This window comes from Clostridium sp. 1001283B150225_161107_B6 (genome assembly GCF_015556325.1).
Taxonomy (GTDB): domain Bacteria; phylum Bacillota; class Clostridia; order Lachnospirales; family Lachnospiraceae; genus Enterocloster.
Genome location: NZ_JADNMD010000002.1, coordinates 397,978 through 413,320, shown reverse-complemented (window position 1 = coordinate 413,320; position 15,343 = coordinate 397,978). Strand labels below are relative to the sequence as shown.

Sequence of the window (15,343 nt, the reverse complement as noted above, 5' to 3'; positions counted from 1 at the left end):
AGATTTATGATATCTTGGAGTGTCTCCGATTTCATCATCTCAATCACCCTCATGTCAATCCCATTACAAAAAATATTTTTTGTTTAAAGCGACTTTAAAACTATTATTTGTCCAAAGCCGCTTTGTTATCGTCATAATATTCTTACACCAAGACTCTTTCAAAAAACAGTATAGTAAGCACTTGACTAAATAGTAAAATCGTTGTTTTTACTAGAATTTTTCTTAGACTTTTTTTAATGCTGTCGTACCATTGATTACTTCTAATAAATTGTTTTCCATCTGTTTTTTAATTTCAATTATAGACCTCCCATATTGTACAGCTAAAAACTCTATCACATCCATATCCCATGGCATATACAACATTCCATTCTTTTCAGTAAACGGTGCATCTGTTTCTGGCAATATTTTATTTAATGGCATTTGCATGATTATATCTCTTCCTGCTTTTGAATAACACATTTTAGGATTTATACTAAACCAACAACCTAACGATAAAGCCTTTTGAAGTTCTTTTATATTTCCGGTAAACCAATGCATTATAGGCACATTCTTATCTAAAGTTTTTTCTATACATTCTAATACATCTTTAACTGCACATCTTGAATGTATACTGATTATTCTTCCATGGTGCTTCTCAGCTTCACTTAATGCACCATAGAAAAAGGTTTTTTGTACAGAATATGAATGCCTATTTCTGCTAGTACCATCTATACCTACTTCTCCAATATATCTGGACTTTGAAATTTGTTCCATAAATAGATCAATTTCATTCCTTCTATCTGCCACTAATTCCGGATGAAATCCTAACGCAACTCTCACATTATCTGTATTATTAAAATACTGGGATGTTTTTAGATAGGCGCGCGGACTTGTCGTAACCGCTAACACCTTTACATTTCTTTGCTTGACTTCATCAAATACTGCTAACGGATTCTTGTATAAATCCAAATGACAATGGAAATCTATCATATAACACTATGCTCCCTTAACAATGCTCCTATTTCTAGCACCCCACGTTCAATAACACCTAAATATAAATTTCGTTCTTCTCCTTTTGCAAAAGACAACATACCTTTCACAAGACTTTCAATGCCATTTTTTTTCAATTGAACAACAGCCAATGCTGCAGCTGCTACATCTTTTGAATACGAACATTGTAAATTTTCTTTAAAATACCCGCCTTCTGTAACATCACACAAATTATTTTTCAAAAAAGCTGCTCTCCTTACTAAACAAGGAACACAGACCCCACAGTGCTGTAATTTCCGTTGATATTTTCCACAACTTGTCGAACCAAAAATAAGTTTTTTCATCAAATCCTGATTCTTACAATCCATCAAAACTTCACCTTTTGTTTTATATTTGTATGGTAATACAAAATCAATATTTATTCCCACATCATTCCAAATTTCCTGCATTGCTTTCATATATACAGGATGGGTTGTTTTTGTACTAAGACTACCTGTTCTAAGTGGATCTAATGGCATATTCAAACTAATATATCCATTTTCAGGTACGAATAATTCTTTCCTGCCTTGAGCATTGCAATCAATGCCACAAGATGCCAATAATGCAAAAGCAAAAAAGACCATTGATCTTGCTCTGGTCGAAATTTCCGATTCTCCTTTTTTCTTTATATTATTGCTCCATTGGCACAAATTATTTATTCCAAACTGCATGGCATATTCTCTTTGATGTTCAGCATCTCCCCTAACTGTTTGAGATACAAATAAAGGATTTCTTCCTTCTTCATGCAAATCAATTGCTCCCACTAAACTGTCCATACCTCCTGACAACAAACAAATACAATCCTGCTGCCTTAAATCATATTTTTTCTGCGGAACCAGCGATTCTGGTAAAGCATTTATATTTAAAACCCAAAAATCTCCGCTGAGGAAACGAAGCATTTCCTCTAACTTCCTTTTTTCCTGTCTCCATTTAGGCGCATCATGCAAATATATGCAAAGCTCAATTTTTCTTGTCCAACCATCAGCACTCTTTTTCCTCAATACTGCTTTATCTGCTGCAACTACAGCCATAGCAATAATTGTAAAATCCAATGCCTCTACTGTTGGAGCTATTTTTGATTTTCTCAATTCTTTAAATAGTTGTACTCCCACATGCCCTACATTGTTTATTTTCTGTTCAGGAACTGTAAACATTTCAAAATAATAATCATCATCACTATAATACTTTGGGGTACAGCATCGTGGATAACAAATCACTTTATTCATACTTCAACCTCATACACTTCAAACGTGTTTTTTATAGCTGTTTGAAATAATTTCTGCATATCAATCGTCTTACTACCAGAGTTTCTAAGCCTATTTAACTGCGATGATATTTCTGATTGTAAATAATCTTTCATTTCGTTCATACGATTAACACGTTCTACAGCTGATACTTCTTGTTTTTCAAAAGCTTGTCCTATGTCCAATTGGATACGACTAAATGCCTCATTGCCAAGAAATGTACCGGTGAGAGACCATATCTGATCATCAGTCAATTTACTAATATCTGTATCAGGATTTTGACTCATAAACTCGCTCAATGCAAATCTTCCTGAATCTCTACAAGATACTTCGTCTAAGCTTCCACCAGTTGGGCATACATTATCAATTATTGTATCAATAATTTCATTCGCATTAGCACCTCGTCCTTGCAATTCTGATAAAATTTTACCCAATGGGAAATTCTCGTTATCCCTTAAGGACTGAAATGTCTGGAAGAAATTCGCAGCTGCTTTGGTTGAAGTACGCATGCGTTTGGAGAGATTTTTCGCTCCGCCCATTCCTGTTTTAGAATAATGCCCCAGCGATTTTCTCAAAGAGTCTTTACTCCCAGAATGAACGTATTCACCCATTCCTCGTCTAGCACTTGCAAAACGGAATTTGGGTGCAATAACAAGTTTTTCATCATCATCCGGTTCTTTTTCATCAGATTGATTATCATTTTCACTATCGTCATCATTTTGACAATCCGGTTGCTCATTATCTTGATTAGGCAACTTAATGTCATCTAACCACTCCGGATCTAGTGAAACCCCTGCACCTGGTCCCATACTTGAAGCTGATGTTCCCATATGTTTTCACCCCTACTTCTTTTGTGTATTTTGTGTTATGGCCCTTTTTACACTATCTGGTGTTTCTGAATCGTCAGCCCATTGTTTCAACATATCTTTAGCCCATTCCTTTTCAGCAATAACAGGAATAATGGGAGCTTTTCTAGATTTTGCCGGTATCTCACACAAAGCCAAAGCTAAATTACGACCTAATTCGGGAAAAGCTTCCGTAATATGTACTGCTGCAAATAAAGCATTTACATTCCATTGTTCATTACGTCCCAAACTAATTATTCTTTTCAACAATTTCTCAGCCTCTCTTATTCCTAGAGATTTAATTGATTCAACAAGTTCCCTAAGGTATGTACCATTCTTTACTTTCTTTAACGCAGTTAACAATTCTTTGCCTTTAATAGAAAGTTCGTCATATGCAGCAAACGAAAGCGCCTTATCTCTGCTAAGATACAAAAGTGGACGCAAATCAAGTCCACCTAGTTTCGGTTCAATTAATACCCATTTCTGTACAAAATCATTGTTCCATGTAACATCTGGAAATTCATATTTTTCACCACTTATTAAGCTATCTTCTAACTTTTGTATAAATTCCGGTTTTCCTTCCTCTGCGTTTGCAACTTCTTTAGCCAGATAATCAAATGCCCCTTCTGATGCACATCTCTCAAACAATAACATCTTTATTAACACACCGGAATCTAACATCATTCCATTAATTTTTGCAACTTTTTTTCTTATCTCAAGAGCATTTAATAACCGTTTTATTAATCTAGGATTACCTTTAATATTATCCGCACCTACAAGAATACCTGCTAATTGATCTGCAATTGCTACATATTCCTTCATGGTTCTTTCTGTATCATCATCAAAAACCCCTTCTATTTTTTCTGCTGTCACATCATCTTCCCATGCTTTATTCAAAAGCTTGCTTAATTTATTTTGCGCCTCTAAAAATGCTTCTTGTCTCACTCCGTTTCTTTTAACTTCTAATTCCATGAACAAGAGAACTATGTACACTTTTACTTCTGCAATCCCCAAATGCGGTATTTTTATTGGAACTTGAATCAACTTATCGAAATAACTTGTAACTAACTCATCTGACAATTCAACTCCATTAAAATGGGCACGTACTCCATTTCTTATCATCTGTTCATCTGCTGCGATGATAAAGGCTGTTCGCTCTACAAATAATAATAATCTCATTGCTTCAAGAGTCGAAATCGCTGTTTCAGGTAAGCACCGATCTAAATCATCTACCAAAACAACAAGTTTCACTTTTAGCTGTTTAAGTATTTCTTCAAATTCCTTCCTAATTTCCTCAATCTGCTTTGTTGCCGGCTCTGACATCTCTTCATTATCATTTAAAAGATTTTCCAATTCTGGAGTCAGTCCTTCAATCGCAGTATCTATCGCTTCACTGTTCTCAGACTTTTTATCACGATTATTCCAACTGCTTTTTATGACATTTGCAAAATTTGCAATCACGCCGACAGGCGCTGCTCCTGGAATAAAGCCAGCCAACAAAGGTAATGCCAGTTTTGATACCTGAAACCAATTAATACGTTTCAGGAATTTCTTGAATTTCTTTCCAAGCTCACCATCTTCATCAATTCCTTGTTTTTTCATTTCTTCAGTCAATTTCATCGTCACCGACTGGAGCAAGGCGGATTTCGCATCTTCATATCCCTGATATAACCATGCATTGAATTCAAGAAAAATATATTTGTTATCACTGGACTGGTCATTCAAATCTTTACCAATCATTTTTACCATGGAGGATTTCCCGGCCCCCCAGCTTCCAGATATTCCTATAGATATTGGATTATCCCCTGACTCAATTATTAAATCTGCAACCGTCTTAGATACAACTGAGAAATGCAAATAGTCTGTAGTAGTTTCAATATCATTCCACATATACTTTTCTCCTAAATCTTTGATAGATAGTTCAAAGTTTACTTTTTTATTTTTATTGAAAAAATCCGGATTATGTAACGTCTCCCATAGTGCTAAAAATTCAATGATGTAACGGCTTCGCATTCAGTTATGGATTGTGGCGGCCGAATCTTCACCTATTTATTTTGCAATATCAGTTAAAGAAATATAGTCATTATAACTTCCATTCGACACAACGAAAATTTGCATTCCCTGGATATTAATTTACTTTTAAGACCTTTTACTACTTTGTTCTCAACCTCAACCACTTTCCTCATTATATCAAATTTTGTGTAAAATGTCTTGCTCTTAACACCTATTTAAAAATATATTCGACATTTTATAATACTAACTCTAATCATATTCAAACATAATTTCCCAGATTTTGTTGTCACAATCTCCGTCTCGGTTCCGAATACCGCCTCGTCCTGGCTGTCCATCCATTTCACACGATAGGCCAGGTAGTTCAGTTCCTCCAATCTTTTTTCTGACACTGGGACCTCATACAGGTACTGGCGCAGATTTGGAATGGATGATTCTACATAGGTGGTAGCTGTTTCCAACGGAACTGTATCCGTTCCATTCAGAAGAGAATAGGCTTCTCTCATTTCTTCGATTGTAGCCGGCAGACTGATACCTACACCAGGGCTCACTGTCCGGCTCAAATAAATCTTAAACATCTAAATTCCCCTCTCTGTCCTTTCACATATAGCCGTTTCTATTTTTGATACTCTATTAAAAGAGGCCCGCCATTTTTATCTGGCTGACCTGAAATTTTACCTCATATCCTCTTTTCCCCATCTCACATCTATGAAAAGGCCAAAAAATCGGGGTCAAAATCGGCCATTTTTTGCCCGATTTTTTTCTCGATTTTTCGCCAAAACCACTATATCTTGTGGTTAAATCCCTCTATTTCCCTTCCGAACCACAATTCCGCATCATTATTAACTCTTTATATCTTTCATAATGTCATTTATAGGTATAAAACCGTGGTTATTAGTTGTATCAGTTTCACAATAAGACACAACACCACACCTTATCATTCCAATCACCTTATGCTCTTCGTTTAATACAACACCCCCACTTGCGCCATGCACAATTCTGCCACTTACTGTTATTAACTTTTGTCCCATAAAAGTTCGCTCTCCAGTAACATATACAGTTTGAACATCTGGTGTATTTCCTAAATTATAATCGGGATAGCCAATCATAATAATTTTACTACCTATTTTTATATCATCCGAATCCCCCAACTCCCATGGAATTAAATCTTCTCTACCAAACCCATTATAACAAGCATAATCTATATTCTCATTTCTTTTTAGGAACTTAATATCATTAGATATAATGCCTATTTGGTCTTCTTTAAAAGTTGTTACCTTATAGAAGCCTTCTTTTTTTGTTACATGGTGATTAGTAAGAAGTAAGTCCGGATCAAGCAAAAAACCACTGCCTTGTATGTAATCATCAAGAGCATTAATTTCAATTATGAATACAGATTTTTCTATCTGCTTTATAAAATCCAAGTATTCATCTACACGAAAGAATATTTTGCCCGAAACTCGATTCAACTCAGAAGCATATTTAAGATAGGTAGGATTATTATCTCCCCTAATACTTTTTATATATTCAATTTTCCCTTTTAATACTTGTAAAAACCAATTAATAATCTCATCTTCTTTTTCACTCTTTCCTGAATTGACCGCTTCAATAATTTTAGGATTTTTGCATTTTCCTTTCTCAACATATAGCTTCGCAGACTCTAAAAGACCTTTAACTTTACAGCTATATAATAATGCCCTAATTTCCTTTATATAATCTCGTCTCAAATTAACAAATTGATTAACAACTAAACCGGTTACTATCTGTCTCTGTCGATAATCAGATATTCTAACCTTATTGTAATTTATCAAAAAATTATTTTTTTTAATAAGTTCTTCCAAGACAGTGCCCACATGAACCCCATTAAAATCCACATAAGCAATTTCCACTGGAAAATCAGCTTTATATGTTGAAAATGTAATATCGTCTGCATATCTACTATATTGCAAATTATATTTCTTTGCCAGCTTAGTCAATTGAGTATCTAACGGTGCACATACCATATTTGTTAAAATTGGTGATGTAGGGGCTCCTTGAGGAAGTTTTCCTTTATAACAAGCAATTTGCGAAATAACTAAGGCAGCTTCTTCACCCAAATTATATGGCGGCTTCATTAGCATACCTCTGACTCTACCAAAATGAATTTGGTCAAAGAAATTTTCCAAATCAATGTTGAAAACATACTTCTTTTTTACATGTCCTTTGGCATTAGTCGCCACATTTTTGTCCAAAACAAATCCATGAGCTGCTGGCTTCGTTTTATATACCATATTCAATATAACTGCTAATTTCCTTTGAATAGCTTTGAGTTTATCATTTGGCGCACAAATAACTCTTTCCCCGCCATTCTTTTTTGAGATTGAAAACTCGACATACATATTATCTGGTTTTATGCTATATAAAAAATATCTTAAACTTTTTTCTTTTATACCCAATATGTCAGCCACATCTTCGCGGCTTTTCATATTAAAGAATTTTTCTCTTACCATATTAGGTTCTTCAAGCATAACTTCCTCCAAATAAAATAGGAGAATTCTACCTTATCCATGCCCACATTGTGATTATTATAATTCACATATAGTAAAGTGAGATAGTCAGAGGGATATCCCCCTAACATTATAGTACATCGTTGCAGTAACACTAACGAATATAAATTCTCCTATGTAATAACTATATCATAATTTTTTGAAATATCAAATACTAACTATAATCTCTACATGAAATTCCTATAATCATATACCACACCTTCATACTGCGATAATAGCCAGCCAACTCTTGCTATAGCATTGGATGACTGAATTGTACATGGTAACTTTGAATACAATCCAAAACTATTCCAATTCATTTTTGATAACCCCAATATTTCTGTTGCTATTTGAGCCAGATCACCATTACCATAATGTTTAACAATTTTTAAAGGAGCCGGTATACTTTTTCCACCTTGAATATATCGCAGGTTAGCGTTTTTTACCGAAGGGGCTATTCCATGAGTATAGAGATATGCCGTATTTTCATTAATAGCAAAACACACGCCTCTTCTTACTGGGTACCCATCAATTTGTAATCTTCTATCATATTCAAAACATCGAAATCTATCTTCAAGAGTTATCTCTATTAAATCAATGTCTTTAACCCCAGCACTTCCTAAACATTTTGTTAATCCATCAATCTCTTGTTTCTGGAATGGGAACCTTTTATGTATAACCACTCTTTGAGGAAGCGTTTTAAATGAATCAAAAAATAGTTCTTTAATATTTAAGCCCAACTGATAAGCTTCATTTTCTGATAAATATGGATTATTTTTTGAATCAAATGTTACATCCTTAATTTTTGATAATTTATATCGGAGCCCTTGGCCGTCTGCTCCATAAATATGACTACACCCTATAAGTGTTTGGTTATCCGTTTTAATATGATCAACACTGTAACCTATTCCCGCGAACGCGGTGTCAGTTCTTAAGCCACTTAAAATCCAAGGTGTTCTTCCAGCTTTTACATAAATTGCAAGAGATAAAGCCCAGGCAATTTGACAATCCAACTCACTATCAATTGTTTTTTCTCTAATAAACTGTGTCGAGATATGTCTTTGAACAGAAAAAGCTTTTACATAATCATGCAAATCATAATGAATATTTCCATCATTAAAAAAAGTAAATAACTCATACTCTTTGGGAATATAAATAATAATAACATCTACACTATCACGTGATTTTAGATATTCAATCTTCTTCTTAATCTGATCACCAAAATTCAAGCATGACTGATATAAGTTGGCTTTATTTAGCATTTTATCATCTAATAGAGCCCATTCCGCAATTAGCGGAACACTGAGTCCAACCCCATAGACGGACTGAAATCCAGGATAATCAATAACGTAATCAACATTATAATTAACTTTGTGTTTTTTATTAAGTCGATCCAAAAAATCCTCTAATTTTTTTTCGGATCCTACTGGGCTTATCACTCCTAAAGATATGTTTGATTTAAACAATCTATTATTCATATAGAAATCATACGGTTTATTATTAATCAACCCTCGCATAGGATGAAAATCTGTATGCATCGCATTCTGGGCAGGATTATAAAATTTTAATTCTGTATCTGCAAGTTCTGCGCCTCCAATGCATATTCTTTTTTTCATATCATCATCAGGATTGTGTAATGCCTGTCTTGATCTCAACCCAACAAGTAGACTTTTATTGACAATTGTAAACTCGAACCCTGATTCAGAATTACATGGATACATTGAAATAATCGATTTACCATCTGGAAAAATTATATTTATCCAATGTTTAATATAAGCCGCATAATTCTTATTCGCTTGCATTTTACATATTTGTTCCATAAATCTATCCGAAAATTCTTTATTTTCTTCCTTGCTAACATTATTTCGATCTTTATAATAAAAAGCAGGCGTTAGTGTCAAATATGAGTACTTCCAATCCATGAATAATGAAAACCGTATGCCCTGATATGCTTCAATATTTTTTCCGTTTATAGTGTAGTTTATTTTTTTTGACTCTCTCCATATTTTGTTTCTATTATATTTACAATTGCTATGCTTTCCAATAACAATAAGCAATGTTTTTAAAAGCATACTTTTTAAAGTGCCATTGTCAAAAAAAATTTTTCTTGTCAATGGTACTAGTTCTATCGTTCCATTAACGTTAGGGCCACACATGTTACTAATCGAATTTCGATTTCCCCAAGCATAAATCATTCCATTATAAGGTACTGCAACTATGTTATAATCAATCAGCTGCTTGCAATAATCCCATAGGTTCATAACTGAACTGTTTTTCACCTCAAATTGGTAACATTTATCTGGAAATTTAATTGGATAAACATTTGTATCTACAATTTTGTTTACACCCTCCTTATACGGTGAAAACGTTGTTGTTCTACACTCATACCCAGCACCCAGATCAGCTTTTAATTTTTCAACTTCTTCTTGTAGTTCCTTGTCTTCAAAACACATATGCGCAATATTAAGCATTGTTTTATCAAAACCATCTGTAGGTATATAAAACGCCTCTCGCCCATACAAATTGAGTTTCTCAATCAGAACTCTCACTTCTGGTGCAATATTCCTACCATATCCACACCAATAAAGCCTTCCAGCACCACTTCTACAAAAGCTACGCTCTATTGCTTGCATTAGTGATTTATCTCTTCCGCTATACCCCATTACAACAAAATAACGTTTTGATGCTTCAAATGATAAGGCATTAACAAAAATATCACTCTGGCTATCTAATTCCTCTTTACTGTTTTTTAGAGGACCATATTTGTAATCGCCATGTAGAGCAATACATAGCAACTCCTTATTAGCATCAGTACGATATATCCTGTCTTGTGATTCCAACGTAACCTCAATAGGAACTAGTTGATATTTATGCGCAGCTTTAATAATTAAGCCATCAAAATTGGTAGTCCAAACACTTTTAATTATCTCTCGCTCTGCTAACAAACATAATATATGATATCCCAAACTTGGCGTCTTTCCTGTTATGTTTCGTTCAAAATATTTTCTTCTATCGTCTGGAATTCTAAATGCTTTCTCAATATAATAAGAGTATTCAATATCTTCGCCTTCTTTAGGATATGTACCCTGATTATCTAACCAATTTTGGATTGACCGTTTTATATTTTGTGATTTGATATTATTATGCATTTCTGCCAATGTAGGATTTTGAGAAATGAATATATCTCTTTTCCATTCCCAAATACATTCGCTAGCACAAGGTATCCCTGATTCAACTGATGCACCAGCACCCAACAAAAATGAATACTTTGTATCTATATTTTGTTTAATAGAACGAATAAATTCATCAAACTCTAAAATATAGTCCATATATCTCTGTTCCTTCTCTCTCAAAAAATTATAAATAATATTTCACATTATGATACTATTATATAACTAACAATCTTCACATTATCTTTAATTATTAATATTAGTAGATGACACATTTACCAACCATAAATACTGCTCTGTTTTTTCTTGATTATCATCTTATCTTCATCTGACCGTGAATGGTCCCTTTTCCCCAAATACTCATCTTCCCTAGCGACAATTGGATCATACCAATCAGCCTTCTTCTTCGCCCATTCAATCCATTCAAAATCAGCTTCGGTCAGCTCTCCTTTATTCAGTATTGCAGTTATGTAATTTCTAATCTCACAAGCAATCCGATAATCTTTTGCTATATTCTCCAGTGCCTGCGTTTTTACCGCTTCCTGCTGCCGTCTTTCTTTCACTTCCTCTTCACGGAGTTTCGCCTCCAAATATAAACGATGCTGCTCTTCTCTCTTTTCCCGTTCGATTCTGTGTACATTGGAAATTTCATAAAGACGAATTATTATTTCATCCAAGTGCTCCTCTAATTTTAACTCTACACTATCTTTAATATACGAGCTGTCGTCAAACACAATACGAAGCTTACCATTGTATACATTATCGTATTTTTTTATTTTAGGTTCGCTTGCATATCTTTTATATCGTTTGGCCTCTTTATACTCCAGTAATTCTTTTGCCTCCTGCTTTGTTATTTCATGGGGTACCTTATCCTGGGCCTCTGCAAACTTAAAATGCACAACATCTTGTCGTATCTTTACAGACAAGTCTTGCTGCACCTCTCCTCCCAGTTTTTCTACTGTTTTAAATATGACATCCATAATTAAAATAGCCCGGCTTAATCCATCCTCAGAAACATCATTTATAAATCGAGGTGGCTCAACTGTTTTTCCTCTATCATAATAATTTCGATTCCTTGCTGAGAAATTATGTTCCTTGAGATAATCCTTATACTCTTTTATTGCTCTCTTATATACAACTAAATTCTTATGTAGGTGAGCATTTTGTTTAATTTCCAAACTATTGATTGCTTCAATTACCTTCGCTTTTTCATCAGTCGTTAAAAAGTATAAAACCGTATCCGGTATATCTAAATTTGTAGAAAATGGTATCACAGTTGGCGCTTCCTCTTTAAGCCTCTCCATCGCTTCTATACATCTCTCTTCTGGCTGTACTGCTTTTTCAACTTTTTCTTCCTCTACAAAGCTTTTCTTCCGTTTTCTGGTTACTACAGCACCTGCCAGCGTCAACTCTACAGACACATCTACATCACCTGATAAAGGTACTAAATCTGTTGATACATCCTTTCCAAAATCCACTCTTGTCCAATATCCAGAAGGAGGATATGGGACGTTCGCCTGTTTTAAACTGCTAATTAACCGTCCATAGTGTAGATTATATTTTTGGGCAACCTTTACAAGTGACTGTTTCCAAACTTCATCATAAAGCTGTTGCCTCGTTAAGGAAATCACTTCCTTACCTTTCATGCCAACTCCTCCCCCCTTCGTATTTTTTCTCTTCATCTTTATACTTGGACAGCGAAAACGCGTACTCAAACAGCTCTATTTCTTCGGTTCTGCGTCTTCGCTTAATATAAAAAGCAGGTCTTGTTTCATTTCTTCAAACTTTTCAATTATTGTGGTTAGGTTCTTTTCGATATTCTGAACCTGGATTTCATTTATTTTTCCATGATTATATGCAATTAACCGTTCAGCAATAATATGATATGACCAACTTTCTGAGTATCTTCTGTCACGCTCCTCATTATGAATGGCAAAACCAATTGGCAAAACACCATTTCTCATACCAATGCTTACTGCCATTGATGATATCCCCAAATATTCACCAGCAATCTTGCAAGTTATTTTCGATATACCACGTATCTCATCATCCGTATATTTCGCCATAGTTTACTCCTTCCATCCACCTTTTTAATAGCAATAAATATTGATTTAAAACACTTACACCATTGCAAAGCTATACATACATAATTATATTCTGATAGTACCATTTCAACTTAAAGCCTACCATCAGATTCAATATAATCTTTTATTCATTTTAACAACCTGTTCTTGTAGCATTCGCAAATGTCCTTTGACTACCATTAGGAACATATATCTACATATATCATTTATATATCAGGGGCTACTCCAAAGCAAATTGCTAAGCAAAATTAAAGGTGTACAAAGGATTTGTAAATGTCAAATAGAAATAAGCAAATCTCCTTCGAGGACAGTAAGCTACCAAACAACGCCTTCATAAATATAGGGTGAGTAGCCCAGTAAACTACTCTTTTTTAACCTACTAGATTTGCATATAATCCACTTAACTATATTAAGGTTATTATAACATGGAATGGATTATTTTCCCACAAAGCTTTATAAATTCATATCATCTCATTATAAACCCATTCTCCTCCTACTGGTTGGAGTTCATACTCAGTGCTTTGGCTGCGTTTGACGAGCATATGAAAGCTGGACGTTTTTGTTATGATACTGCTGTCTGTTTCGATTCTCCGTAGACCATCAGGAATTCTTTCTCACCTATCTCTTTTTCCGTCATGCTCTGTTGAACCTTAAAACCCTCTGCTCGATAAAATGATACTGCTCCAGTGTTTCTTTCGTATACATGCAGGGACAGATATTTCTTCAACCTTACTGTCTAGCTGGTGTCAATTCCCATGCCCCAAGGTTGACTGCTGCAACTCCTGTTATCTCATTCTATGTTTCATTTACATTTTTCCATTCCGTAATATCAAACAAACTCATCTGACCCTTGATGGTCTCCTCCTCCATCCACCACGAAAAAACATCCTCCGCCGTCTTCCACTTTGTCTTGCCCCCGCCAGCATGAATTACATCAAGCATTTTTCCAAAGGATCTTATATATGCCCGCTGGTAGGTCGGGAATAGCCGAAACTCTGTCCAACGGTTCTTCCCTGCCATAGGGCATCCCAAACAGCCGACTCGGTAGAATCCCATATCATAAAGCGGATTAATCTCCAGACGCTCGCTGCGTATATATTCCCACACATCTGAGTCCCGCCAGTCCACAATCGGGTTGCAGGTTCTTTTCCCTTTTAATGTGCAGTTCTCAAACAGCATCCGTTGCTCATCATTGTCATTATTCAGGATAATCTTCTTACTGGGATCCGAGACAAAGTTCTCAAAAACTCCCCGGCTAGTCTTCCTCTTCGCACTCTCCGCCCATCGCACACCGGTAGTAATAAAGCGATCCTGGCAGGAGTTCTCTTTACAAATTTGGCAGCAATATCTCTGCAGCCTTGTCGGTGGGAATTTTTTCATAGGGATCAGAGACCACATGGTAACTCTCTGGCCTTTGTAAATCGGATAATTCACACAGCAGGTAATCCCCTCCAGTTCCAACTTGCGAAAAATATCTCTCACATAGTAAATGGTCTGAGGTTCATCTGCTGTAGTCAGGTTGTGATGAATCTCAAATGGTATCCTGGCACGTCTGACAATTTCCCTACATACTGCGCTGTCTTTCCCTCCACTGTCTGTTACAACCAAGGGGCGTCCGTATAGTCTTAAGGACATCTCGGACGCCATCTTCACCCTTTCTATCGCTTTCTGTTCTAAATCCATTCAAAAAAGAGTCAGATATCTTTTCCCGGCCGGAACTCTGCCTCCTTCTTTTTGTCTCTCTTGCAAAAGAAAAAAGACACTGATTTTCATCAGTCTCTCCCTGTCATAACAATCTGCTCTTTTCTATTTACACAGTGAACACCATCACCTCCTTTACAGCAAAGCCCCACCATATTCCTGGATTTACATATTAATTTGCGGTCCCTGAGTTATTTCTGCCTCCTGAAACAGTCCGACATATTGACTAATCTCATCCGCCAATATCTGGTAATCCTTCTGGTTCGGCTTATAGACATACCACTCCTTCTCCTTGTTTTCCCAAATATGCGGGATAATCCCTTCCTTGAAATTGGGATTGCTGACCGCCTTCCTGCCCCAAATATCCCGGAATTTCAACGCATTGGTATCAATCATTCCCTCTTTTCGGTTAAACATTGTCATAACGATTCCGTCATATGTTGTAGTAGAGGATCTGGAAAACTCCAGACGCATACGAACTTCCTCATTTACTCTCACATAGCCACAGCTTCCGATATATGTTGCATCTTCGCTGTATCGGGTCACACCAAGCACCTTTTTTAACTCCATTCGTAAAAAATTCACCATTTAACCTCCTCTGTCCCTTTTTACAATTTAATCCGCGGCCCCTGTAAGGTTTCTAGCTCTTGAACCAAGTCTGCATATTTATCAACCACCTCCGCCATTTTTTCTTAATCGTTTTTTTCGAACAAATAAAATAAAGGCTATTACGATAAACAACGTTTACTAACCAAC

General features: G+C 35.5%; 11 protein-coding genes. All 11 read right to left on the bottom strand.

Annotation, left to right across the window (positions count from 1 at the left end; all coding sequences use genetic code 11):
• Nucleotides 1–222 precede the first annotated feature (222 nt).
• Nucleotides 223–969: a Qat anti-phage system TatD family nuclease QatD gene (qatD, locus tag I2H39_RS06915; RefSeq protein ID WP_048931263.1), complete on the bottom strand. Its 747-nt coding sequence runs from the start codon at nt 967–969 to the stop codon at nt 223–225.
• Nucleotides 966–2,234 carry a Qat anti-phage system QueC-like protein QatC gene (gene qatC / locus I2H39_RS06910; RefSeq protein ID WP_048931264.1) on the bottom strand — a complete coding sequence of 423 codons (1,269 nt, stop codon included), beginning with the start codon at nt 2,232–2,234 and terminating at the stop codon, nt 966–968. Before qatC ends, qatD begins: the two co-directional genes overlap by 4 nt.
• Nucleotides 2,231–3,082: a Qat anti-phage system associated protein QatB gene (gene qatB, locus I2H39_RS06905; RefSeq protein WP_048931265.1), complete on the bottom strand. Its 852-nt coding sequence runs from the start codon at nt 3,080–3,082 to the stop codon at nt 2,231–2,233. Before qatB ends, qatC begins: the two co-directional genes overlap by 4 nt.
• 12 nt (nt 3,083–3,094) lie before the next feature.
• Nucleotides 3,095–5,110, bottom strand: coding sequence for a P-loop NTPase fold protein (locus tag I2H39_RS06900; RefSeq protein ID WP_117634117.1), 2,016 nt, complete (start codon nt 5,108–5,110; stop codon nt 3,095–3,097).
• Nucleotides 5,111–5,325: 215 nt separating this feature from the next.
• Nucleotides 5,326–5,685: a hypothetical protein gene (locus tag I2H39_RS06895; RefSeq protein ID WP_240305388.1), complete on the bottom strand. Its 360-nt coding sequence runs from the start codon at nt 5,683–5,685 to the stop codon at nt 5,326–5,328.
• Between the two features lie 264 nt (nt 5,686–5,949).
• On the bottom strand, nt 5,950–7,614 hold the full coding sequence (locus tag I2H39_RS06890; RefSeq protein ID WP_048931268.1) for a reverse transcriptase domain-containing protein: 1,665 nt from the start codon (nt 7,612–7,614) through the stop codon (nt 5,950–5,952).
• 206 nt (nt 7,615–7,820) lie between these two features.
• A complete protein-coding gene (locus I2H39_RS06885) occupies nt 7,821–10,961 on the bottom strand; it encodes an SIR2 family protein (protein ID WP_048931269.1) in 3,141 nt (1,046 codons plus the stop codon).
• 116 nt (nt 10,962–11,077) lie between these two features.
• Nucleotides 11,078–12,448, bottom strand: a complete 1,371-nt coding sequence (locus I2H39_RS06880) for a hypothetical protein (RefSeq protein WP_002566036.1) — start codon at nt 12,446–12,448, stop codon at nt 11,078–11,080.
• A gap of 75 nt (nt 12,449–12,523) precedes the next feature.
• Complete coding sequence (locus I2H39_RS06875; protein WP_002566037.1) at nt 12,524–12,868, bottom strand: hypothetical protein; 345 nt, start codon at nt 12,866–12,868, stop codon at nt 12,524–12,526.
• An 813-nt stretch (nt 12,869–13,681) separates the two neighbouring features.
• Nucleotides 13,682–14,569 (bottom strand): phosphoadenosine phosphosulfate reductase family protein, encoded by an 888-nt coding sequence (locus I2H39_RS06870; RefSeq protein WP_048931271.1) that lies wholly within the window; start codon nt 14,567–14,569, stop codon nt 13,682–13,684.
• Nucleotides 14,570–14,752: 183 nt separating this feature from the next.
• Nucleotides 14,753–15,175, bottom strand: coding sequence for a hypothetical protein (locus tag I2H39_RS06865; protein WP_048931272.1), 423 nt, complete (start codon nt 15,173–15,175; stop codon nt 14,753–14,755).
• Nucleotides 15,176–15,343: the final 168 nt, after the last annotated feature.

Bases quoted from the DNA above. Each gene is read 5' to 3' on its own strand.
- I2H39_RS06875 (WP_002566037.1), bottom strand. From the start codon at position 12,868: ATGGCGAAATATACGGATGATGAGATACGTGGTATATCGAAAATAACT.
- I2H39_RS06870 (WP_048931271.1), bottom strand. From the start codon at position 14,569: ATGGATTTAGAACAGAAAGCGATAGAAAGGGTGAAGATGGCGTCCGAG.
- qatC (WP_048931264.1), bottom strand. From the start codon at position 2,234: ATGAATAAAGTGATTTGTTATCCACGATGCTGTACCCCAAAGTATTAT.
- qatD (WP_048931263.1), bottom strand. From the start codon at position 969: ATGATAGATTTCCATTGTCATTTGGATTTATACAAGAATCCGTTAGCA.
- I2H39_RS06880 (WP_002566036.1), bottom strand. From the start codon at position 12,448: ATGAAAGGTAAGGAAGTGATTTCCTTAACGAGGCAACAGCTTTATGAT.
- I2H39_RS06865 (WP_048931272.1), bottom strand. From the start codon at position 15,175: ATGGTGAATTTTTTACGAATGGAGTTAAAAAAGGTGCTTGGTGTGACC.
- I2H39_RS06890 (WP_048931268.1), bottom strand. From the start codon at position 7,614: ATGCTTGAAGAACCTAATATGGTAAGAGAAAAATTCTTTAATATGAAA.
- I2H39_RS06885 (WP_048931269.1), bottom strand. From the start codon at position 10,961: ATGGACTATATTTTAGAGTTTGATGAATTTATTCGTTCTATTAAACAA.
- qatB (WP_048931265.1), bottom strand. From the start codon at position 3,082: ATGGGAACATCAGCTTCAAGTATGGGACCAGGTGCAGGGGTTTCACTA.
- I2H39_RS06900 (WP_117634117.1), bottom strand. From the start codon at position 5,110: ATGCGAAGCCGTTACATCATTGAATTTTTAGCACTATGGGAGACGTTA.
- I2H39_RS06895 (WP_240305388.1), bottom strand. From the start codon at position 5,685: ATGTTTAAGATTTATTTGAGCCGGACAGTGAGCCCTGGTGTAGGTATC.